The following is a 23,625-nucleotide window of genomic DNA, read 5'->3' on the forward strand; positions in this document are numbered from 1 at the left end:
AAATATCTGTCACTCTGCTACGACGAAAGTAGCAAATGCGTATAATTTCTGTGCAAATGCGTCGATTTGTCTTCGCCAAGTGAATTTAGACAGGGTTAAGTCGTACAAGGATGCACTGAGGTACCAACAATGAATGACGATAAGTCGTTATTGGTAGATGAGTTACCTCACGTAGCGATCTTGGTTGACACCTCTACCGAGTGGGGGCGACGATTGATCCGTGGTGTCACTTCGTACGTCGATAAGCAGGGGCCCTGGCGACTATGGATTGAGCCCCGGGGGCAAGACGAGCCCTTTCACCTTCCGGCCGGGTTTGCTGGAGATGGCGTTATCGCGCGGATTTCGACCCCTTCGCTCGCCGAAGAGCTCTCCCAGGCAGGCATGCCGGTCATCAATATTTCCGGGATTGAGTTATCGGGGAACCAGTTTCCTTGCGTCACGACCGACTATGAGGCAACCGCTAAGCTGGCGGCCGAACACTTTCTTGATCGTGGATTTCGAGAATTCGCGTACGTTGGTCCTCTTAAACGCCCCTACGTCCGGGATCATGCGGCAAGGTTTCGACAGGCTGTGGAAGCAAGTTGCCAAGGAGCTCCATGCCGCATGTTCAACTATGTGCCTGCGTCAATGACTCGAAGCAGTTGGGGTGGTCGCATGCAGATGCTGGGCGAATGGCTGGCTGACTTGCCGAAACCGATTGGCATTTTTACTTGGGCTACAAGTGCCGGAGCACAAGTCTTGGACGTTTGCCGTCAACGAGACATCATTGTCCCAGATGAGGTTGCTGTCTTGGCGGGGGATGACGACGAGCTACTGTGCACGGCCACAACGCCTCCGATGTCTGGCGTTTTGGTTTCTTCCGAGCAGATCGGTCATCGTGCGGCTGAGAGATTAGATACGTTAATGCGAGGTGGTGTTGATGAGGCAGGCACCGAGCAAATCGGCCCGATTCAAATCAACACGCGTCATTCGACCGAAGCGTTGGCAATCGACGATCCTGAGCTTTCACGTGTTGTTCGCTACATCCGAAGTCACGCGTATGAAACGGGGCTAACGGTAGCTGAGGTGTCGGAAGCGACACTCGTAACGCGGCGAGTCCTGGAACGTAAATTTCAGGAGGTGTTCGGTCGAACTCCATTGACAGAAATTCGACGGCTCCGAATGGCAAGAGTTCGTGACTTGCTGGTGATGACCGATCTTCCGATGTCTAAGATTGCCGCGATGTCAGGCTTCGGAACCCCAGAGTACATGACGAACGTCTTTCGCGGCGAATACGGAATCGCACCGCTCAAGTACCGCTCTCGTACACGAGCAAGATAGACGATATCGGTATCTTTAGGCGATGACGCCCTTCACGACTTTCGCTGGCTCGACGCCTGTTAGCCGCATGTCGAGACCCTGGAACTTGACACTGAAATGTTCGTGATCGATTCCCAGCAAGTGCAGCATCGTGGCGTGGAGATCGCGAACATGAACGACATCTTGAACTGCGTGATACCCTAAGTCGTCTGTCGCCCCGTAGGTCGTACCGCCTTTGATCGGGCCCCCTGCCATCCACATACTGAACCCTTTGATGTGATGATCGCGACCAACATCACCTTTGCCGGTTTGCGACATCGGTGTACGGCCAAATTCGCCACCCCAAATGATCAGCGTGTCTTCCAGCATTCCCCGCTGCTTAAGATCAGTCAACAACGCATACGTTGGCTTGTCGGTGAGGCCACTACAGACATCCATATACTTATTCAGCCCACCATGATGGTCCCAACCTCGGTGGTAGAGATGAATAAACCGGACGCCCCGTTCAGCAAGACGACGAGCGAGCAAGCAATTTGAGGCGTACGAACCATCACCGGGAGTAGCACCGTACATGTCGAGGATGCTCTGCGGTTCGTCGGACATGTCGGTTAGTTCAGGGACCGACATTTGCATCCGGAAAGCCATTTCATAGGCCGCAATCCGGCTCGCAATTTCGGGGTCGCTATGCGCGGCTTGGCGGTGACGATTCAGATCGCCGATTGCATCAACAAGTCGCCGTTGCTGCGAAGCATTTACACCGTTGGGATTTCGAACATAGTTCACCGGATCGCCGGTCGAACTAAATTCAACGCCTTGGTACTTGCTCGGCAGGAATCCGCTTGCCCATTGGCGCGAAGCGATTGGTTGAGGATTTCTTCCGCCAACGCTGCTGAGCACGACGAACCCAGGAAGTTCGTCGGTCTCGGAGCCAATTCCGTAATTGACCCAAGCACCCATCGAAGGACGACCACTGATGACCGTCCCCGTATTCATAAATGTGTGAGCGGGATCATGGTTGATTTGTTCGGTTACCATCGAGCGGACGATGCAGATATCATCGGCCATCTTGGCATGCCAAGGAAGGTAATCGCTGATTTCCTGTCCGTTACTTCCGTACTTGCGAAACTTGGATATTGTCCCGAGGCATTTCAGTTCTTTCCCTTGGAGCTGAGCGATCGGCTGACCTTCGGTATACGAAGTAGGAAATGCCTTGCCGTTCATCTCGGATAGCTTCGGTTTATGGTCGAAGGTTTCCAGATGGGACGGACCGCCTGACATGCAGAGGAAGATGACTCGCTTGACTCTCTGCGGCAGATTCGGAAGCCCTGGCTGACCGGGGATTCCGCTCGATTCGCCCGTTTTGGCGGCAAGTCCATCGCGTGCGAGAAGTGAACTTAACGCAGCGGAACCCAGGCCAACACCTGCTTGAGACAGGAACGTACGTCGATTTAATTGCATAGGATGAAAATCAGACATGTTCTGTTTCGCTTGTTAGTTTCGTGTGATGAACTCGTCGAGATTGAAAATGACTCGGGCCACTTGCGTCCACGCTGCAAGCTCGGCCACTTCCAACGAGTTGTCGGTAGGCTTCAACCCAATTTCCAATAGTTTGGCAGCCGCTTCTGTATCGTCGCGATAAGTTTCGCGATTGTCGTTGAGGATTTGAAGAAGGATCTCCCGTTCGTCCGAATCGGGCGTACGAGAAAGAGCCAGCTCAAATGCCGCATCGAGACAGGCATCATCGGTTTTCGAATCTTGCGACAGGATGCGCGTTGCGAATTGACGCGCGGCTTCGATGTAGGTCGGATCGTTCAGAAGCACAAGTGCGGCTAATGGTGTATTGGAACGGGCACGTTCGACCGTGCATTCTTCCCGAGTCGGTGCGTCGAATGCCTTTAAGCTAGGATGCAAAAATTGACGCTGCCAATGCACATAAACCCCACGTCGCCACTGACGGTCGTCGCTGTGCTGATGGTACTTGCGTTGTGGGAAGTTGAGATGCCGATAGTAACCGTCTGGTTGGTAAGGTTTGACGCTCGGTCCGCCATATTCCAAATTTAAAAGGCCGCTGACCGCCAACGCATTGTCGCGAATCATTTCGGCAGGCAGTCGATGTCGTGTTTGGTGCGTGTAAAAGCGATTGTAAGGATCGGCCTGGCGTATTGTCGGACTTGTGTCAGACGATTGTTGATAAGCCGATGTCATCACCATTTGTTTCACGATTCGCTTGATATCCCATCCATGGGAATAGAAGTCGATGGCAAGGTGATCGAGCAACTCGGGATGTACTGGTGGTTCTCCTTGCCCACCAAAGTCTCCGAGACTAGAAGACAAGCCGACGCCGTATAACAGATACCACAGACGGTTAACGAACACTCTAGCGGTAAGTCCGCCTGATCCTTGTTCGGGATCGACCAGCCAGTTGGCCAAATCAAGACGCGTCGCCCGGTCGTCGGAGGCGTTCACACTTCCCATGAACGTTGGAATCGAAGGTGTCACAATCTCGCCGCTGTCGTCAAGCCAGTTACCGCGGGGAAGAACTCGCATAACACGGGGCTCGACCGATTCGGTGACCATTGTCAGTCGGGCCGATTTATTTAGAGCCTCGATCTGCTTTTGGAGTCGTTTGGTTTCTTGCTCGTCCGTTTCCTTCGCTTTAGAAAGTTCCGATTCGAGTTGGGCGAGTTGATCGCGCTCACGCTTCGAGAGCACTTTGATTTCTGGGGGACGCTTCGTAGGAAGTGAATTCGTTCCAACTTTAAAATGCTTCGCTTCATCGACGTCGGCGAAGAAGGAGGCCAGCGAGTAAAAATCTGTGATCGTGTAGGGGTCATACTTATGAGTATGGCACTGGGCACAACCAACGGTGGCACCCATCCAGACCTGCGATACGTTCCGAACGCGATCGGCTGCATAGATGGCCAGGTATTCTTTTTCCTGGAGTCCCCCTTCGTGGGTCGTTTGCAGCAAGCGGTTGTAGCCTGAGGCGATCTTTTGATCGATCGTACTATTCGGCAGAAGATCACCAGCCAGTTGTTCGCGGGTAAATTGATCGAACGGCAGATTGTCGTTGAACGCATCCAGTACGTAATCTCGGTATGGCGAGATGTTGTGGTCCTGATCGCCGTGATACCCAACGGTGTCGGCGAAGCGAACCAAGTCGAGCCAATACATGGCCATCCGTTCGCCGTAACGATCCGAGGCAAGCAGACGATCTACGACTTTCTCAAATGCGTTCGGCGAATCATCTTCGACAAATGCCTGAACTTCCTCAGGTGTCGGTGGAAGTCCCGTAAGGTCGAATGTGACACGTCGAATAAGCGTAACTTTGTCTGCCGCTGGAGAAGGTTTGTAACCTTCGGATTCCATCTTGGCCAACAGAAACTGGTCGATGTCGCTGGTGGGCCAGCTGCTGTTTTTTACTTCCGGTAAGGGATGGGAACGAGGAGGAACATACGCCCAGTGCTTGTCGTATTGAGCTCCCTCTTCGATCCATCGTTTCAATGTCGCGATGTTCTCGGCAGAAAGCTTTTTGCCGGAATCAGCCGGAGGCATCACTTCGTCATGATCAGCAATGATTCGAGCAAAGAACTCGCTCGATTCTGGATCTCCAGGAACGATCGCGTAGTCTTTGGCAGCCTCTTCTTCATCAAAACGTAGATCTGCTTTCCGGTGGTCTGGATCAGGACCGTGGCAATAGAAGCAGTTTTCCGAAAGTATCGGGCGAACGTCTCGATTGTAGTCGATCGGCTTTTCCGCCACTGCGGTACCTTCGACGAAAGCACACAGGAGGGCAACCAGCAGAACAATCAAACGTGGGAACATGCGGATCATGGCAGGGTGTTCGGCTAAAAGGATCGATTAGGACTGAGGAGTGCCTGCGATTGTTTCGAAGTGGCGACGAACTTGTTGTTCGGTCAGCGCCTTCGTATAGATCGCAACTTCGTCAATTTGCCCCTCGAACTGGCGCATTGGTCGGTAGGAGTCGAGTTGTCCAAGTACCACTTCATAGGAAGCATTGTCGTCAAAATCGAGGTCATCGAGAATGAACTGAAGCTCGCCATTGCAGTACAAGCGAATGGAGTCCAGCGTTCTTACGGCTACGACATGCGTCCAGACGCCAGGCGTACATGAATTCGGACTGAATACATTGATTCCCCCTTCATAGGTCGTCGGTGGGTAGCGAAAGAGGGTACGGATCGTTGCTGGTCGATGGACAACATTCGTTTGGTTCGCATATTCGATCATATACAGATGGCTCTCCTTCGTTGGATCCATCTGTTCGACAGGCAGCAATCCAATGAATGTGCCCCAGTGCATTCGATCCGCACGAACCCAAAATTCGACGGAAAAATCGCGAGCGTTGATTCCTTCGATCGGTTCGGAAATTCCGAGATAGCGAGACTTGTTGCTTTTGGAGAATTCGATTCTCCCTTGTGCTACTTCGATGGATTGACCTTCGGAAGAATGAATCTGGCCATGGTATCGATCCGACATATGGTTTCGGACGCGATCGCCAAGCAGATCACCATCTTCAAATCGCCAATAAAGAAGCGGGTTGTCTGCTTTGACAAGTTCAGCGTAGCGATCGGTTGAATTCAGGTAGAGGTCGTCAACCGGCAGCACATCGACACGGTCTACGTTTGAAAAGTCTTTCGCGATAACTTCCAACTTTCCTGCGGCAAAACTAGCGGAGTGGGAAGAAGCAATCAACTCGTTGACGAGTGTGTCTCCGGAAGGGCCCAGTAAAGAAGCCATCACTTCACCACGAAAGACATCGATGTCCTCGCGGTCGTTGGTGACCCGACAAACGAATTCACTTGGTCCATTCGCAACTGCGGATACTGGACCGTTAAGCGAAAATGTCTCGGCGTTGGGAGGTGTCACCACCCCTGCTTGCCCGCTAAGTAATGTCGCCTGATGTTCGGAAAGCAGATGGATCTCGGCGGGGCCAATCAGCTGAACGCGAACGCCGGAGAGAAACTCGAGTTGAAGATCACCACGATTTAACCGCAACGCGCCTGGCTTGACTCGATCGCCAACTCTCAGCGGGGACTCCGAGTCAGACGTTTCGCTACGATTGGTGACAATAGCGATGGGACCTTGGCCGATCAGTTCTGTTTCGGTGAACTTCAGCATTGGATCGCCGAAAAGAGCAACTTTCCATTGATCGATCAGAAGCAAGTTGGAAATCCCCAGCAGTACGAGCACTGAAAGAGCAATCGCCAAAGCGGTGCTCCATTTGCGCGATGCATGACGGACTTCTTTCAAGTTGATTTCTGGATATGAGCCGAGCTGGTTTTCAATTTCGCTATCGAGTGCCGACTGCTCCACGTAAGCCTGACGGAAGGCGTCATCCGAAGTGAGGCGATTTTCCAGCTCAGAGAACTCTTGCTCCGAAAGCAGATCATCCCTAAGACGATCCATCGCCTGGCGAGCTTCGCGTTCGAGTTGAAGTGTCAGTCGGTCGGTCATACTACGCTTTTGTCCAGACTATTCTTCTACCGTAGCGATACGGCGACGGACACATTGAGCTAACTTGTCACGTATTCGATCTAATCGGCGATAAAGGGTTTTCGCCGTTGTATTCATTTTTGTTGCTAGTTCGCCGATCGTCGTATTGGAGTCGTAGCGAGATCGAAGCAACGCAACGTCACCACTTACCAACGATTCCATGCACTTCAGAAGTGCTTTGCTTCGCAGGTCCAATTTGTCCTGTGAAGCGGCATGGGTGTCCGCGATCGCTTGCATGGCGCTCTCGGAAAACACCATGCGATCTCGAGCCACTTTACGACGCTGTTTCAGAGACTCGAAATAAGCAAATTTCTGAGCCCACGGCAGAAATTCGCGCTCGTGATCGAACTCGTCGAACTTCTCCCAAAGCACAATCGCTGTGGCCTGCCAAACTTCTTCCGCATCGTCGATTCTTGGCAGCAATGATCGGATGTAGCGCATCAAGGGACGCTCGTATTTGACGATCATTTCGACAAAGGATGTCGGGTCACGCTGTTCAGAACGAGATTCTGCCATGAATAGACGGTAGGCGGGTCGGAAGGGAGGAATCTGTCACACTAGTTATTCTACCGGTGGCACCAGAATTCCCCGCACGTTTTTCGATGACGACCACGCTTTTCGTTTAAAACACACCGCGTAGGTCGTTGGCGAAAGGGCCGATTTATGGCAATTCATGTTGCCGTAAATAGTGACTCGAAAAGTGTTTATGCCGATCGCTAAGTTCCTGATAGATACTAGTTCGACCGCTTGGCAAGAAAAAATCGCTTTCCATTTTGGCAGATGGAAAGCGATTCAGGCGGCATTAACTTGGGACCTTCTCTAGGGCTATTTTCGCTTAACACCCCACGTTGGAGCCGGGAAATTTGTCTTCCAGGACCTGTACATTTCATGCATACTTCGTGCAGTTTCTGGGTACTTTGACGCAAGGTTTTCTTGCTCTTCGGGATCTTTCTGCAGGTCATAAAGCTCCGGTTGGCCGGAACCGCCGGATGCGACGACCAACTTCCAATTGCCATCTCGAACGGCCCAATTCGATCCGCTTTTCCAAAACAGCGTCTTGTGTGGAGGCGTCTTCGATTCCCCGGTAAGAAACGGAATCAGGTCGACGCCGTCGAGCGGCTTGCCACTCGTCTCAGAAACGCCAGCCGCAGCCATTGCTGTCGGAAAGATATCGAGCGCCACCACAGGCTCGTCAATCACTTTGCCTTTGGGCAATCGAGCTGGCCATTGCATAACAAAGGGAACGCGAATCCCTCCTTCCCATGCCGAGCCCTTTTTGCCTCGCAGCGGCGTGTTGTCATGCCCGGTCGCTCCGCCGTTGTCATTCAGAAAAATAACGATGGTATTGTCGGCGATCTCTTGTTTCTCGAGTTCATCCAGCACAACGCCCACGGCTCGATCCAACGCAATGGTCATCGCTCGATGCTTGGCTTTTCGCGAATCGCTGCCGACCTGGTCCAAATCTGATTGAAGGACATGATTCGGGGTATGGATCGCGTTGAAAGCAACGTACATGAAGAACGGTTGATCTTTGCTGTCAGCAATATACTCCGCCGCGGCATGAGCGAGCTCGTCGGTCATGTATTCAAACTTCTCAGGTCGAACCGGTTCGCGATCGCGCAGCAACTGATTCAAACGGGTAGGTTTCTCTAACGGAAAATAGCTTCGAGCTCCTTGCAGGAAACCATAGAAGTCCGTGAAGCCTCGTTCCATGGGATGAAACTTAGGAGCATAGCCCAAGTGCCATTTCCCAAGAGCGATCGTGCGATACCCTGCGTTTTGCATGACATCTGCAATCGTTGTCTCTTCCAGCGGAAGACCGTTGGTTTCGCTATAAACCGGCGGAATGTTGAACTCGTGGCCAAACCGATTTTGATAACGCCCCGTCAAAAGACCGGCCCGGGAAGGACTGCAAACGGTGCCGGAAACATACCCGTTGGTGAATCGGATTCCGTTGGCTGCGATCGAGTTTATCCGCGGCGTGGGAAAGAGTTCGGCCCCATGAAGCGAAAACTCGTTGTAGCCAGCATCGTCGGAAAAGAGGATTACGACATTTGGCTTGGCAGGTTTACTCTCCGCGGCAAAAAGGGAAGTTCCCAGACTAGGGCACGCAAAGATCGCGGCCGTCAGGCAAGTCAGCAAGAAATTTTTCATGAACGTGGCACCTTGAGACGGGAAAGCTTGGATGGCCGGCAAGTCCGGAAAGTTACTGTGGCTGGGAAAAGCGTTGGATGGTGAATGCGTTAGTCGAGTGCTTTGGCGGCGATGCCATACATGGCGAAGCGCCAACTTCGAGATCGGTTGTGATTTCCGCCCAGCGTCACGATGCCGGCAGGCACATCACGTTGCCAGACTTCGTATTCCACAAAGACTTCGTCCGAATCGAAATTGTCCAAGTCCGAGACGATATCGTTGGAGGTGTGCCAGGGGCTGCTGCGAAGTTTCATGTCGGTCTTTTGGAACTCGTCGGTCAGCCAATCTGGCGTAGCAAGACGACTGTCGTGCCAGACAAAAATGCGGCTCGGTGCCGAGACGTGCAAATAGTACTCTAACTGAGGATAGAAGCGATCGCGGGAATACATCAGGACCACGTCCGCTCCCAGCATATCTTCGGGAAACGCCTGGCCGGGCATCGGCTCCCATTTCGGTCGTCCCAGTCCTACGTAACTTCGAGTCGAGGGACGGAGCCCGCCAGCCCGAACGCTGTAGCATCGATTCTCTTGCTTATGCACGCCGTTATCGGTCAGATCAACAATCACAGGCGAAGGATGGTTGCTCCCTTCCAGAACCTCGTTCCAGTCGCCCCGAATCACGACACTTGTCAACCGCTTTGGAACGCTCGACTTGTCAATTCGGATCGCCTCCCCTTCCTTCAAGTTGGCAATTCGGTCTTTGGGTTGTGGTTTCGCCGAGGGGGGATGAACATCGACTTCACCTTCAAACACCACCACATCGGTTTGCCCTGCGTCAGAGACCGAAACGCCGAACCGAGTACCAAGGTCGACGATATTGGCTTCTGCCGTGTCGACTTGAAAGCCAATGGCGTCGTCTCCGACATCCACGGTGACACTCCCTTGGACAATCCGCAGATGCATATCGCTTAGTAACTCGAAGTCGACCGGGCCAACCGCTTCGACTTCCGCCCCTGAATCGAGACGAAATCGGAACGTTCCTTGTCGTAGATGAACCGAATCCAAAAAGACTCTAGCGCCTTTGACATAGGTTGGATCGGTTGAAGAGATCACAACGAGAGGAACGCGAGCAAGATTCCATTGCCACCAAGTCGTTATGCCCCCGACGACGATCAGCAGCGACAACGCCAGGCCGAGCATCGGTGCGGCCCAGTTACGAGGCTTCGCTGGCGAAGTGGAGATTGGGGGCGTGACAATCGGCTCGTTGATCGAAGCACGTCCATGTTGCCATGTCAGGTAGGCGTGGACTTTGACTTGTTCCTGGTAAGCGTGACGGTAGGCTTCGTCTCGATGAAGAAGCTCTCGCAGTTGCTCTAATTGCGCAGCTGTTGCGTTGCCTTCGAGGACCGTGTTGCACAGATTGACAAATTCAGAAAGGTTTTTCATTCGTAGGCCTCCCGGCGGAGTGCCAATTCAATACAGTCCGCGAGCGACTTGCGAACGCGGTAGAACAACGCAGACATGGCATTTTCGGTGCGACATTGCCGAGCGGCGATATCTTGAACCGCCTCGCCGCGGCCGTAACGAGCGTCGAGAAGATCTCGCTGCTTCTTCGGTAGTTTCTCCAAACAGCCTTCCAATGCCGTAATTTGCTGGGCCGCATCTTGGGCATTGCCTTCCCAGTCGGACGCAATTACCGCGACCAATTCGTCGTCGAGAACCAAGCGAGATCGAGCCTGGCGTTTCCTCCAGGCCATTACCTCGAATCGGGCAAAGACGTAGGCCCATCGTAGGAATGGCTGCGTCGGATCGTAGTCAGCAGCTTTGTTACAAAGTTTCAAATTGGTTTCCTGCAGGACGTCGTTGGCCTCGGAAACCCCACCCATCAACGAGGCAATAAACGCATAAAGGGCACTCTGACTAGCGATCAGGTGCTGAGCGAAATCGGGCGAAAGCCCTGTCGAATTGGATTGAGAGCCTGAGGGAGCGTCCATAGTACGAATATATCAGCCCCGATTTACGAGATCTGATGAATAATTCTCCGCAGATCCCAAAGAAAGAAGATCTCTGGAAATCGCACGCTGGGGCATCTGTGGGGATGCCATCGTGGTGATCTACGACGGGAGGCAGGCAACCGGGTGAAAAATTGGCGAAATTTAAGGCGAACGTGGCACGAGCTCCGTGCGAGCGGTAAGTTATGAGGAGACGCTCGGATAGTTCGCCACCATGTTGTTTGGCAACGACTTGTCGCTCTTTGGTACGCACACCGCTTGGTTTCTTCCCATCTGCTTAGGTGCCTTATGAAAAGAATTGCTTCGGGACTGCTCGTGATACTGATGTTCACGAGCCCTTGTTGGTCTCAAGAGACAGAACCTGCTCCTCCGGCTGCCCCTGAGGCTCCGGCCGGGGAAAGCTCGCCGATGCCAGAGCCGGAACCGACGGCGGATGCGGAAACGTTGAGCGTGGGAGAGGCAACCGTTGAGATTGAATTCGTGCTTAACGAGGACGAGTCGGCCATTTTGAAGGCGATCGACTCGTACGCCGAGGCGTTCAACAAGGGAGATGCCAAAGCATTGGCCCAGCACTGGACCGTTGATGGCGAGTTTGTAACTCCATCTGGCGATGTCTTGAAAGGACGAGCGGCGTTGGAAGAAGACTTTACGGCGTACTTTGAACAGAATGCCGGGGTCAAGTTGGAGCTAGTGGATACGCAGATCAAGTTGCTTTCGCCGCACGTTGCCTCGGAAACGGGAGTGGCTCGCGTTCTGCTACCAGAGCAAGAGCCGAGCGAAACGATTTACGAAGCCTTTCACGTGAAAACGGCAGAAGGCTGGCGGATCGATAGCGTTAAGGAAGACGCGCCTGCTGAACCTGCCCCTAGTCATTACGAACGTTTGCAGCCACTTCAATGGATGATTGGGACGTGGGTAGACGACTCGGAAGATGACGTGACGGTTGAAACGAGTAGCCGCTGGACGACGAACCAAAACTTCATCGTGCGGACTTTCCGCGTGTTCATGGATGGTGTCGTCGACTTTGAAGGAACCCAGGTGATCGGTTGGGATCCGAGCGTTGGGGCGATTCGTTCCTGGACGTTTGATTCGGACGGTGGATTTGGTGTCGGTCGCTGGACCCAGCAAGGAAGCCGTTGGACGGTTCAATCACTCAACGTCCTACCTGACGGACGACGCGGATCTTCGACGAATATCTATGACTTGGTCGACGAGAATACTGTGCAGTTCAAAACAATCGGACGTCAAGTCGACGGTGAACTGCTTCCCAACGTTTCTTCGATCACCATCATCCGCGCTGAGTAGTGAGCACGTTTCTCGCTCAAAGCATTTTGAATATAAGGACTCGTTCCATGAAGATAAATTTCACAACGCTCGTGGTTATGGCCATGGTGAGCTCGCTGGTCGTGGGTGATGTATTTGCTCGTGGCGGCCGCGGAGGTGGCGGTGGAGGACGCTCTATTGGAGGCGGGGGCGGAGGCGGCCGGTCGATCGGTGGAGGAGGCCATTCCATTTCTCGCCCCAGTGGCGGCTCTCGGACACCCTCGATGAGTCGTCCGTCTGTGAGCCGTCCCTCGGTAAGTCGACCATCCCCATCGGTGAGTCGACCTTCGGTCAGTCGGCCTTCCGTGAGCCGACCTTCTTCACCGTCGATCAATCGGCCGACAAGCAGTCGACCCACGATTAGCCGACCGAGCACCGGCAGCAAGCCAAGCATTTCGCGACCTTCGACGGGAAGTGGTAACCGGCCAAGTATCAGCCGCCCTGATGTTTCTCGTCCGAGCGTGACGCGACCAGGCAGCGGTTCGAGTACGAATCGTCCTGGGATCACACGCCCCGGAAGTGGCTCCAGTGAAAACCGCCCCGGAATTACTCGTCCTGGCGGAGGAGACACGAATCGACCTGGCATTACGCGACCTGGCACAGGCGATCGTCCGAACTTCTCGCGACCAGGCGGTATCGATCCGGGCTTTTCACGACCAAGTAGCAACGACTTGAAGGACTTCCTCGACTTGCCGGGCAAACCAGGAGGAGGCGATTCGCGACCTCAATTGCCAAATCGTCCTGGAACTGGGGATCGGCCTGGCACGGGAGATCGATTCCCGAACCGTCCCGGCAATGGCGATCGACCAGACCCAGGCGACCGTTTCCCAAATCGACCTGACAACGGTGGAGACCGGTTCCCCAATCGGCCTGACAACGGTAACCCTGGCGATCGTTTCCCAAATCGTCCTGGCCCAGATGATCGTCCGAACATCGGAGGAGGCGACCGTATTGATATTGGGGGCGACCGGAACAATATCAATGTCAACATCGGCAATAAGATCGATCGTGAAAACAATATCAACAACATCCGCAACAAGTGGACGAACATCGACAAAGATCGCCGTCCGTTCGATCGCGATTGGTGGGATGGTGACCATCATCATCACGACCATGGCTGGCACTGGCACAACAACTGGGACCGATATCCTTCCCATTGGTGTTGGCGTCCGGCAACGTGGGCGGCGTTTGGAACCTGGTTCGCATGGAGTGCCTGGCCGCAGCCGTACACGTACGATTACGGCTCGACAGTCGTTTACCGTGACAACTACGTCTACGTGAACGACCAACAGTATGCGTCTGCCGATCAGTACTATGATCAGGCCGTCAACATCGCCGAGAGCGTTCCGCAAGATGTCGACGAGGCGAAAGTCGAATGGATGCCGCTTGGTGTGTTTGCGATTGCGGAAGAATCAGCGACCGATAGCGGAATGATGGTTCAGCTTGCGGTGAGCAAAGAAGGGATCATTGCTGGTACGTTCTACAACGATATCACCGGAGAAGATCGACCACTGCAGGGAATGGTCGATCAGAAGACGCAACGTGCTGCCTGGCAATTTGCGGATGGTAAAAACGAAGATATCGTGATGGAAACGGGGATCTACAATTTGACCAAGGACGAAGCAACCGCTTTGGTTCATTTTGGTCAGGAAGATACCCAGACGTGGCTCATGGTGCGGTTGCCGGAACCGGAAGAAGGCGATGCCCAGCCAGCTCAATAGGCTTGCATCCCACCGATGATTCACGAAAAAGGCGACCTCGCTGAGGTCGCCTTTTTTTATTGTTGCCCATACCTAAACAGGTTTAGTGCGAAATCGTTTTCAAAACGGGATCGTTGATGGCTTTCATGTTGGCAAGGATTTTCGCATCCAGTTCTTTCACGATTGCTTGAACCTCAGCCGAATCCGAGTCGATCAAATTTTGCGACTCGGCAGGATCTTCGGTCAAGTGATAAAGCTCGTCGCGTCCTTCGTTTAAATAGTCACGAATCAACTTCCACTCAGGCGTACGATACATCCGCATGTGCGTTCGAGACTGGTGCTTGGTGCTGTACTCGGCGTAAAAGTCGTTGTCCCATTCCACTTCTTCACCCTTTAGCAGTGGAGTGAAGCTTTCGCCGTAGAGCTTGACGTTCTCCGGGATCGAGACGTTTGCCATGGCCAGAATGGTTGGGAACCAATCGAGATTCGAAACGGTTTCGTTGATCACGGTTCCTTGGGAAATCACGCCAGGCCAACGAATGGCCGTGGGAATTCGGATCGAGTTATCGTACATGTTCGGCCGCTGACCATTGGGAATGTTCTTGGTTGCCGGTGGGTTCTTTGTTAGGACCCAGTGGCCGTTTCCTTTGTGCCAAATGCCGTTGTGCCCCATGTTGTAGCCATGATCGCTTGAGAAGATGACAATCGTGTTCTCCTCCAGGTTTGTTTCCTCGAGCAGTTTTAAGATTCGACCAATATTTCGATCGACCCCGGCGACGCTGGCAAGATACTCGCGAGTCATCTTTTTGACGCGAGGAACGTTCAAGTTGGGGTAATCTGGGTTGGGGATCGTAGGATCAAGATCAGCGAATGGTGCCCAATCTTCGTCGGCAACTGGAAGCCACGTCGTATGCGGAGCACGGTAGTGTACCGACAAGCAGAAAGGGGCGTCGGTACGGTTCTTGATGAATTCAAGGGCGTAGTCGGTCAAGATGTCGGTGGTGAGGCCCGTGAATTTCTCGTTTTTGCCATCCTTCTCCAGGGTTGGATTTTTCGTGGGAGCACCTCCCGTCCGAAAACCCATGAAGTAGTCGTAACCGAACTTCGTCGGATGCATATTGTCAGGAGTTCCCAAGTGCCATTTACCGACAAGGCCTGTGTGATAGCCTGAATGCTGTAAAAGTTGAACCCACGTTGTCGTATCGATCGGTAGTCCTAAGTTGGGTTCGGTTTTGGGATGGATCCAGTCTTGGATGCCAAGTTCCGAACCATATCGTCCCGAAATAAGGGATGCCCGAGAAGGACTGCAAACCGGCGTTACCGTGAATGCATTCGGCAGATAGGCACCATCCTTTACCAGCGAATCCATGTTTGGCGTAACCGCATGCGGATAGTCGGAAGCTCCGAATGCCCAGGGGGCCTGATCGTCGGTGAATAAAAAGAGGATGTTCGGTCGCGAAGACTCTTCCGCGTGAAGCGTCGAACCGAACGAGAGCAGTGCTCCAACGGCGAACAACAGTAAAGTCGAATAGAATTTCACATGCATGACGTAACTTCTCGTCGAAGAGGGTGAGGGAGAGTTTTCGTGAAACATGGCGAAACGCCTGAAACAGAAATTCACAAATACATTAAGGTAGGACTGTCTAGATCGTAATCAAATAAGTCGTGAATCCCAATCCGGTCCTTCGTGAAATCGCCACTTCCCAGTTCGCTGACGTCACTTCAAAAGACGTTACTAATCACGCTTTACGGAAAATCGCTGGAGAGCCAGTTCCCCGATTCGATCCTTGAAGATCGCTATGCGTTTCAAGCAGTTCAGCAAATCGACTACGATTTCTCGACGTTTGGGCTTTCTCATAACGCGCTAATCGCACTAGCTGTCCGGGCGAAACAACTGGATGATTGGACTCGAGAATTTCTATCACAGCACGCCAACGGTCAGGTCGTTCATCTCGGATGCGGACTGGACTGCCGTCGGCAACGGATCGGACACGTAGATGACAGCTCTTGGTGGGAACTCGATTTCCCCGAGGTTATCAAGCTGCGGCAGCAAGTCCTCGGCGAACCATCAACGTGCCAATCGATTGGTGCCTCGATTTTAGATCGAAAATGGCTAACGGATGTTCGGTCTGATCGTCCGACGCTGATCGTCGCCGAAGGTGTCTTACCGTACTTCACCGCAGAAAACGCCAAGCAACTTTTGGGCGACCTCGTGACGCACTTCGATACCGGACAAATTGCCTTCGATGCGTACAACTGGCTTGGCGTAGCATGGCTGAACCGGCTTCCCATCATGCGTCAGACCAAGGAGACGCTACGCTGGGCCGTCAACGATCCCGAGCAATTAGAAACGCAAGTACCAGGGCTACGACTGATCGTCGAAAACACTGACGGGCTACAGCAGCATACGTCCAAAGCTAGTTGGCTGATGCGAACCGCTTTTGAGAGGACGCGACGCATCGCTCCTTTTCGCAGGATTGGGCAATTATTACTCTTCGGATTCGGCGGCAGCTGATTCTTTGTTTGGCAAGATACTGACAAGCCGGGCGACAAGGATAGCAAGATAGAACTGCCCTGTCACCGATTGTGTCCAAGCCAACGTGCGGCAAAGATCGGTTTGCGGGGTTATATCCCCATAGCCCAGCGTCGACATTGTGACAAAGCTAAAGTAGATCAGCGTCGCGAAGCTGGGGTGAGTTTTCGCACTGGCAAAATCGACGCTTCCAGGAATGTCGAATGCGTTCGGTTCGATATAGGTGACCGCCGAGTATCCTAATGCCCACATGAGGCCCAGTAAAAGATAAATGCAAATGGCACCAAGGATTGCGTCAGGTGTTGCTTTGTAGTTCAAGACAATCGAACGAAGTAGCATCGCCGCAGTAACGCCAAGGAATAGAAAGCTAAACGCAAAGCGAGCGATCGAGACTTCATCGTTGGAAACAAGAAGCGACGACCAATGGAGGATAAGCGTGATCGTGGCTGCTACACCAAACAATGAAAGCCGCACGCGATGTCGCCAGTTGATTATGACAGCGGCGACGAAGACGAGCGTCAAGCATCCGATTTGAATGAATTCGCCAAGTTGGGTTTCTTCCAGTAGCGGTCCGATGACCGCCGCAACGACTAACGCGCCGAGAAGCAATGAAAATCGAATTTCGTTGCCACGGGTTTCAGAGGAATCGGTCTTCATTGCTGCTCAATAGGTATCGGTGTTTCCTATGGATGGATGGCTACGTATTGTAACGGATTCGAGTCGATTCGTAGCGGGAATGCTCATCTCAGTGTTTGGTTAAACAAAAAGCTCGCATCGAGGCAATTGTCGATGCGAGCTTTCGAGTGCTTGATGAATGCTCTGTTAATCTTCAGGAGCAAACGGGTGTACTAAAATTCGACCCCGTACTTTTCGGTCATGTGACGGCGAATGTCGGCGGTCGCATTTTCGATGTCGCGGAGAACATCGTTTGCCGAACGAGCTCCTTTGATCTGTTCTTCCATACGGACATTCGATTGCAGGGAGCCGGTTCGCTGCCAATCTGGAGTCGCTTGCCAGCCATTCCAGTTATATTGCCCGCCCCAGTTGGCACCGATTGGCGTGGAATACGTGGTGATATCGTATTGTTCGGGAACGTTGTTCTGGCGGACACGGCTTCTGGCTGCGGCATCGGTAACTTGCGATTGGCCGGTACGAAGACTTTCGGAAACGTACTTGCCGTAGTTCAGCAAGTCGGGATCGACGTTGGCAATCGGAAGACGATCGATCTTGCGGGCGTACTTGTCGTACCAGACAGCGATTTGCCCCATTGTCTTGCGGTCTTTCTTCTTGATTCGTAGCTCGTCGAGAAGTGACACGACCGACTTGTAATAGATTTTGGACGCGGCAATAGTGGTCGCCTTCTTTTCGTCTTCTTCGGAAGTGCCTCCTTCGGCCGCAGCTTTTTGCGTCGCTTCTTGAAGTGCTGGCGGTGTTTCGATCAGGCTCAAGATTCGTCGCAAGCCACTTGGATAGAGTGGACCGGTAAGTTGGATTCGCTTGTCGTTCATGGTGACATTCCATGACTCGATTTCGTCGATCATCATGCCTTGGTTGCCAAGGATCTCTAGGAGCAATGGTTTGGCCAAGTCGCCGAGCATCGAGATGTCTTCGCTGAAGTCGACTTTCACGGCACCGACCATGTCTTGCTGAACGGTAACGCCAAGGGAGATACCGCGGATGCTTGCTAACGCTTTCGCCAGCTTGTCGAAGTCTAGCTTCTTGCCCTTCAATGTTTCCATCGAGTCGAGACGAGTCCGAACCATTTCAGGGGAAACGGAATGGGTCAGATCCAATGCCATGATGATGGGCGAACCGGCGTCGGCAAACGATTCCGCTTCAGCAAGGTACGGTCTCAAACCGCGGAGTGAGTTGTCGTAGTAGCGGTTAATCCAAAGACCAACATCTTGGCGCGTGGCAGGCGTACCGTAGCCGATGATGTTCTCCATGAATTTGACAACAAAGATGTCCCCAGGCAGAACGGCGACAGGGCGTTCGGAAATGTAGTCGGTTGTCCCTTGATATCGAACGGCGACTTTGGGGAGCGAAACATCGTATTTCAACTTCATCAGTCCGACCTGCCAGTCGGCTGTCTTGGTGGCGAAGTCGTATTTCGCGGAGGCAACAAATTCGTCCGCTTGCGGAGGTACGGCGTCGATGCCTGCTTCGAAGGCTTTTTCATGCTGGCCACGCCAGTTCTGCGATTTGCCGAGCGGGCTGTTGTGCAGCTTGTTGACGTCGACAAAGAAGATGGTGTTGGCACCGTCTGGAATCCGTTTGGTCAGTTCATGGAACTGAGCATGGCCGGTCGCATGAATCAGGCCGCCCATCAGAAGTGCGAGAAGTCCGCAAAGAAAAAGCCGAGGCATGGAAGTTACTCCTGAAGTTAATCGTTAGCTTAAACCGTACTACTATGAGAATCCCATTCGAGGCCAATTACCAGCCCATGCCATGGCGAAACCTCGGTTTCGCGGCGATCTACTAAAAAAGAATTGATGAAGAGATGCTCCAGAAAACGGGCCAAGACCGCCATTTCGAGCCGATTTGACAAACCGTGCGGGAAGCTAAAGCCAAGTTCTAACGATCTCTTCCACGTCATCACCTTCAAGTGTTTCGTGGGCCAACAGGTTATCGACAATCGCCCCCAGGGCCGCCCAATGATGATCTTCGCTGAACAGGCGATAGATTTCCTGGGTGGAACGCTCGAGAAAAACCATCCTTTGCCGTTCGTTGGGAAACAGGCTACTAGCGGCATGCCAGGCGGCGTTCCAATCGGCTGCCCATTCGCGAACATGGCCGGGGTGGAATGGATCGCCGGTGTGTAGCATTTCTGCAACAGGCCCGGCCAAAGCTACCATCACCATATTCTGTTGCAGCTGCTTGGTACTGAATTGGTCGAGCGGCCACTCGACTTGAATCTCCGCAAACCGTTCCGGGCCATCATCCCAGTCTGGCTCTAGGGTGACATGCTTGACCCTGGCTCCGACCAATATAGAAAGCAGCGCATGTCCCGATTCGTGAAAGGCATTAATCTCATCCATGGCGGTCATTCTAGTCGATCGGAACGTATCTGCATTCCCGTCGCGGCGTTGGCGTTTCAGCTTTGTGGATAATCGGATCAATCGATAGATGCTGAATGGTTTCCGTTGTGCAGGTCGCTTGGAGGTCGATTTTACGGCAGAATCAAGTTGCTAGGGGGGTGAAGTGACCCCAAGTTTTAAGAGTACCCCTCGTTGTCCCGCGTTGCGATTGCAACGTCTTGTCTAGGACTCGTTTCATGCACTTCGCACTCTACCTGCTTCGGAAGGAGCTCATCACGGGGCCGCAGTTTATTCAGGCTGTTTCTCGACAACTTGAGACGCGACCACAGATTGGCTCGTTGGCAATTGAAACACGACGTCTTTCAATGCGTCAGGTGTTTCAGATTCTCAGTCTTCAAAGCGTGACCAACGAATCGTTCGGTCAACTCGCGGTTCAGATCGGGGTACTTTCTGATATCGATATCCGTGATCTCTTGTCGCTGCAAGTTGAAAGAACGACACCGCTCGCGCAAGTGTTAGTCGACATCGGGGCGTTGGAAACGTATCAAATGCAGGCCGAGCTACAGCGGTTTCGTGCTCAAATGACGCAAGATTCGCTGTCCGGTACCAACACCAATCCAATGGATGTCAACGCGATAGAAGCCGCGTTTGCCACCTTTGAGGTGCTGGCCTAGTTCTCGCGGACTGGCATTGCGAGTCAGCTTTTGTTGCGGCGAAAAGCCAATTTTCTTGTAACCGTTTTAAACGGCACAAGTGGTCTGCGCGAAACCGAAATCGTGTTTGCAGTATTCGTACGGATTCTCTCTGACTCGTAAAGGCGACGTACATCTTTCCAACTCATTTGCTGTACGTTGGAGAGAGACAAAGATGCCGTTCGACGATCCCGCCCTACTAGCTGAATTTGTTACGGAGTCCCGCGAGCATCTCGCTGATGTGGAAGGGCAACTCCTCGAAATTGAAGCCAATGGTGCAGATATCGACGTGGACCTCGTGAACAAGGTCTTCCGCGCGATTCACTCCATCAAAGGGGCCGCAGGCTTCATGGGGTTGGTCCGCATCAACGAACTGGCTCACGCCCTTGAAAATGTCTTGGGCAAGATGCGGAACAAAGAACTCGTTCCGACATCATCAATCGTCGACGTGATGCTAAAAGCGGCCGACGCACTTTCTGGGTTGATCAACGATATCGAAAATTCAAACGATGTCGATGTGTCCGATCACATTTCTCGTTTGAATCAAATCTTTGAAGACTCTGCTACGAGTGAGGGTGAAGCAAACAACGAAGTGCCTGACGTCGCTTCCCCGATGCCGCACGATAGCCAAGATCAAAGCGAAGACGCGACCGAAAGCACAAACATCGAACAGCCGCAAACACCTGAAGTGACTGTTCCCAAAGCCAGCGAGCCTGCCGAGACCACTCCGGCACCACGGTCAACGGCATCGCCGCAAGTAGAATCAAGCATTCGCGTTCAAGTAGGTGTGCTTGATCGTCTGATGAACCTGGCTGGAGAGCTGGTCCTTGGGCGTAATCAACTTCTGCAATCGGTGAATTCGGCCGACGGAAACAGCCTGCAAGCGGTCGCGGCTCGACTCGATCAAGTTACAAGCGAGCTGCAAGAATCGATTATGCAGACTCGCATGCAGCCGATCGGAAACGTCTTCAGCAAGTTTCCACGCGTTGTTCGGGATCTCTCGGCCAAGCTCGGCAAGCAAATCGGTGTCGTCATGGAAGGTGGCGAAGTCGAAGTCGACAAAACGATCATTGAAGCGATTGGTGACCCACTAACACATATGGTTCGGAATTCGGTCGACCATGGGGTTGAACTACCAGAGACTCGAATTGCCAACGGAAAAGAACCGACCGGCTCGATTACTTTGCGAGCCTATCACCAAGCAGGCAAAGTGCGGATCGATATTTGTGACGATGGCGGCGGAATCGATACCGAACGTCTTAAGCAAAAAGCAGTCGCGAAGGGAATCATCCCGACCGAACGAGCCTCGCAAATGTCGGATCGCGATGCGGTTTGGCTCATCTTTCATCCCGGCTTCTCGACGGCTGAGAAAATCAGTGATGTCAGTGGTCGTGGTGTGGGAATGGACGTCGTGCGAACCAATATCGAAAAGATCGGTGGATCGGTTGATATTGAATCGAAGCTCGGCGTCGGCACAACGGTTCAGATCACTCTGCCGCTGACACTGGCAATTATCCCATCGATGCTGATACGTAGTGGGGGACGCCGCTTCGCGATTCCTCAGGTCAATATCGTCGAACTAGTTCGCGTGCGAGCAAGTGAAGCCTCGCAGCGAATTAGCAAAGTGAAAGGGGCTAATGTCCTGCGACTTCGAGGCACGCTGCTACCGCTCGTTGAACTCGATCACGCGTTAAGCTTCGGCCATGCCGATCAAGACGGTGGCAAGTCCAATTTGGCTCGCCAGATTGTCGTCGTCGAAAGTGGGCAGTTCCGATATGGGCTGATTGTCGACGAAATCGACGACTGCGAAGAAATTGTCGTGAAGCCACTGGGGCGGCACTTGAAGTCCTGCATGTGCTTGGCCGGTGCGACCATCCTGGGTGACGGCCATGTCGCACCGATCCTCGATGTGTCAGGGATCGCTGCGAAAACCGATCTGCGAACGCACGAGCAGGAAGACAAAGACGCGTCCACGCTAGACGAGTCAGGCATGGCAAACGAACGGCAGTCTTTGCTGTTGTTCACCAACGCTCCGAACGAGCAGTTTGCTATTCCAATGAGCCTGATCTCTCGGATTGAACGAATCCGTACTCAGCAAATCGATACGGTCGGTGGGCAGGAGTTACTTCAGTATCGCGGTGCTTCCCTACCGCTCTTGGCCATCGAACGCTTCATTCAGGCTCAGCCACGTCCGGAACTCGAGAACGTGCACGTCGTGGTATTCCAGATTCATGGCCGTGAAGTTGGTTTGATTGCTGCCGAGTTGAACGACATTCGTGAAGTGACTGCTGAGATCGACGGCGACACGTTCCGAGAACCAGGCGTTGCTGGTTCGATTGTTGTGGACGAAAAAACGGTTCGCATGATCGATCTCTATGAACTTGGTTTTGCCGCGCATCCGCAATGGTTCTCGGACAAACCTAAGGGCAACGTCAGCGAAGAGCAGCCATACAACATTTTATTGGCAGAAGATTCTTCGTTCTTTCGCAAGCAGGCCAAAGAATACCTCCAGAGTGAAGGCTTCCACATCGTGGAAGCTGAGGATGGTGTCTCGGCCTGGGAACAACTCATTTCTGGCGAACATGCCATCGACTTAGTCGTCACGGATATCGAGATGCCTTGCATGAATGGTTTTGAATTGACTCGAAAGATCAAAACCGATGCTCGCTTGGGACATCTTCCAGTGATCGCGCTAACTTCTTTGGCCAGTGACGATGATCAACGTCGAGGGGCCGAAGCTGGGGTCGATGATTACCAAATCAAAATGGATCGAGAGCGGGTCATGGCCGCCATCTGGCGACTGCTGAGCCCGCAGAAATCAAATCGCAAAAATACAACTACCAACGATGCGTTATTGGAAGGATGTTTGTCATGAGTTCCACTGCCACACTAACTAAGCAAACGGCCGTTGAACTGCAGTTTGCGACGTTCTACGTCAGCGACTTGCTTTTGGCTTTGCCGATTGACTACGTCCAGGAAATCAACCGGAATCTTGACTTAACCGAGGTTCCGCATGCCCCTGAATATGTGCGCGGGGTGATCAATCTGCGTGGCGATGTGGCGACGGTGATTGACCTGCGTGGCGTGCTTGGGTTCAGCCTTGCCGAAGTAACGCAATCGAGCCGCAATTTGATCGTTCGTTCAGGCGACGAATCAATTGGCTTATGGGTTGATCGTATTGCGGACATCATCACGATCCGAAGCGATGAGATTGGTCCTGCCCCTGCCAATATTTCGGGAGCTGACGGTCGCTTTTTTAAAGGCGTGTACCGCAACGAATCTGAAATTGTTGTGATCCTGGATGTCCAGGAAGTGTTGGCATACGACTAAGGATTGCCTCAGTCGTTTGTCGCTGCCCCATCATTTTGACTGCAAACATTCC

General features: G+C 52.9%; 18 protein-coding genes. 7 read left to right on the top strand and 11 right to left on the bottom strand.

What is annotated here, in order from left to right:
• Positions 1–129 precede the first annotated feature (129 nt).
• The gene (locus LA756_RS22550; protein WP_224436982.1) at positions 130–1,320 is read left to right on the top strand and encodes a XylR family transcriptional regulator; all 1,191 of its coding nucleotides are present in this window, start codon (positions 130–132) and stop codon (positions 1,318–1,320) included.
• A 15-nt stretch (positions 1,321–1,335) separates the two neighbouring features.
• Here the strand turns inward: LA756_RS22550 and LA756_RS22555 are convergent, their stop codons facing one another.
• From LA756_RS22555 to LA756_RS22585, 7 genes are all read right to left on the bottom strand, one after another.
• Entirely contained in the window at positions 1,336–2,775 is a 1,440-nt protein-coding gene (locus tag LA756_RS22555) for a DUF1501 domain-containing protein (protein WP_224436983.1), read from the bottom strand.
• Positions 2,776–2,790: 15 nt separating this feature from the next.
• On the bottom strand, positions 2,791–5,133 hold the full coding sequence (locus LA756_RS22560; RefSeq protein ID WP_224436984.1) for a PSD1 and planctomycete cytochrome C domain-containing protein: 2,343 nt from the start codon (positions 5,131–5,133) through the stop codon (positions 2,791–2,793).
• A 27-nt stretch (positions 5,134–5,160) separates the two neighbouring features.
• Positions 5,161–6,774 (bottom strand): LamG domain-containing protein, encoded by a 1,614-nt coding sequence (locus LA756_RS22565; protein WP_224436985.1) that lies wholly within the window; start codon positions 6,772–6,774, stop codon positions 5,161–5,163.
• 18 nt (positions 6,775–6,792) lie between these two features.
• Positions 6,793–7,329 (bottom strand): sigma-70 family RNA polymerase sigma factor, encoded by a 537-nt coding sequence (locus LA756_RS22570; protein WP_224436986.1) that lies wholly within the window; start codon positions 7,327–7,329, stop codon positions 6,793–6,795.
• A gap of 309 nt (positions 7,330–7,638) precedes the next feature.
• Positions 7,639–8,967 carry a sulfatase-like hydrolase/transferase gene (locus LA756_RS22575; protein ID WP_224436987.1) on the bottom strand — a complete coding sequence of 443 codons (1,329 nt, stop codon included), beginning with the start codon at positions 8,965–8,967 and terminating at the stop codon, positions 7,639–7,641.
• Positions 8,968–9,056: 89 nt separating this feature from the next.
• Positions 9,057–10,391, bottom strand: a complete 1,335-nt coding sequence (locus LA756_RS22580) for a FecR family protein (protein WP_224436988.1) — start codon at positions 10,389–10,391, stop codon at positions 9,057–9,059.
• Complete coding sequence (locus LA756_RS22585; protein WP_224436989.1) at positions 10,388–10,939, bottom strand: sigma-70 family RNA polymerase sigma factor; 552 nt, start codon at positions 10,937–10,939, stop codon at positions 10,388–10,390. The genes LA756_RS22580 and LA756_RS22585 overlap by 4 nt, the downstream gene beginning before the upstream one ends.
• Before the next feature lie 306 nt (positions 10,940–11,245).
• Between LA756_RS22585 and LA756_RS22590 the strand changes: the two genes are divergently transcribed.
• Together LA756_RS22590 and LA756_RS22595 are read left to right on the top strand one after the other, a co-directional pair.
• On the top strand, positions 11,246–12,262 hold the full coding sequence (locus LA756_RS22590) for an SgcJ/EcaC family oxidoreductase (protein WP_224436990.1): 1,017 nt from the start codon (positions 11,246–11,248) through the stop codon (positions 12,260–12,262).
• A 47-nt stretch (positions 12,263–12,309) separates the two neighbouring features.
• Complete coding sequence (locus LA756_RS22595) at positions 12,310–14,001, top strand: mu-protocadherin- cell-suface protein (protein WP_224436991.1); 1,692 nt, start codon at positions 12,310–12,312, stop codon at positions 13,999–14,001.
• Between the two features lie 82 nt (positions 14,002–14,083).
• On the opposite strand, the gene LA756_RS22600 is transcribed toward LA756_RS22595, so the two are convergent.
• A complete protein-coding gene (locus LA756_RS22600) occupies positions 14,084–15,526 on the bottom strand; it encodes a sulfatase (RefSeq protein WP_224436992.1) in 1,443 nt (480 codons plus the stop codon).
• A 141-nt stretch (positions 15,527–15,667) separates the two neighbouring features.
• On the opposite strand from LA756_RS22600, the gene LA756_RS22605 reads away from it, so the two are divergent.
• Positions 15,668–16,495, top strand: coding sequence for a class I SAM-dependent methyltransferase (locus tag LA756_RS22605; RefSeq protein ID WP_224436993.1), 828 nt, complete (start codon positions 15,668–15,670; stop codon positions 16,493–16,495).
• Here LA756_RS22605 and LA756_RS22610 read toward each other — a convergent pair.
• The 3 genes from LA756_RS22610 to LA756_RS22620 all read right to left on the bottom strand — a co-directional run bounded on the left by LA756_RS22610 (position 16,469) and on the right by LA756_RS22620 (position 19,551).
• Positions 16,469–17,170, bottom strand: a complete 702-nt coding sequence (locus LA756_RS22610; RefSeq protein ID WP_224436994.1) for a potassium channel family protein — start codon at positions 17,168–17,170, stop codon at positions 16,469–16,471. The genes LA756_RS22605 and LA756_RS22610 overlap by 27 nt on opposite strands.
• Before the next feature lie 191 nt (positions 17,171–17,361).
• On the bottom strand, positions 17,362–18,879 hold the full coding sequence (locus LA756_RS22615) for a hypothetical protein (protein ID WP_224436995.1): 1,518 nt from the start codon (positions 18,877–18,879) through the stop codon (positions 17,362–17,364).
• A 195-nt stretch (positions 18,880–19,074) separates the two neighbouring features.
• Complete coding sequence (locus tag LA756_RS22620) at positions 19,075–19,551, bottom strand: hypothetical protein (protein ID WP_224436996.1); 477 nt, start codon at positions 19,549–19,551, stop codon at positions 19,075–19,077.
• Positions 19,552–19,787: 236 nt separating this feature from the next.
• Here LA756_RS22620 and LA756_RS22625 point away from each other — a divergent pair, with 236 nt between their 5' ends.
• The 3 genes from LA756_RS22625 (at position 19,788) to LA756_RS22635 (ending at position 23,573) form a co-directional block, all read left to right on the top strand.
• Positions 19,788–20,225 carry a hypothetical protein gene (locus tag LA756_RS22625; protein ID WP_224436997.1) on the top strand — a complete coding sequence of 146 codons (438 nt, stop codon included), beginning with the start codon at positions 19,788–19,790 and terminating at the stop codon, positions 20,223–20,225.
• Between the two features lie 193 nt (positions 20,226–20,418).
• Positions 20,419–23,118, top strand: coding sequence for a chemotaxis protein CheW (locus tag LA756_RS22630; protein WP_224436998.1), 2,700 nt, complete (start codon positions 20,419–20,421; stop codon positions 23,116–23,118).
• A complete protein-coding gene (locus tag LA756_RS22635; RefSeq protein WP_224436999.1) occupies positions 23,115–23,573 on the top strand; it encodes a chemotaxis protein CheW in 459 nt (152 codons plus the stop codon). Before LA756_RS22630 ends, LA756_RS22635 begins: the two co-directional genes overlap by 4 nt.
• Positions 23,574–23,625: the final 52 nt, after the last annotated feature.

This window comes from Bremerella sp. TYQ1, assembly GCF_020150455.1.
GTDB lineage: Bacteria > Planctomycetota > Planctomycetia > Pirellulales > Pirellulaceae > Bremerella > Bremerella volcania_A.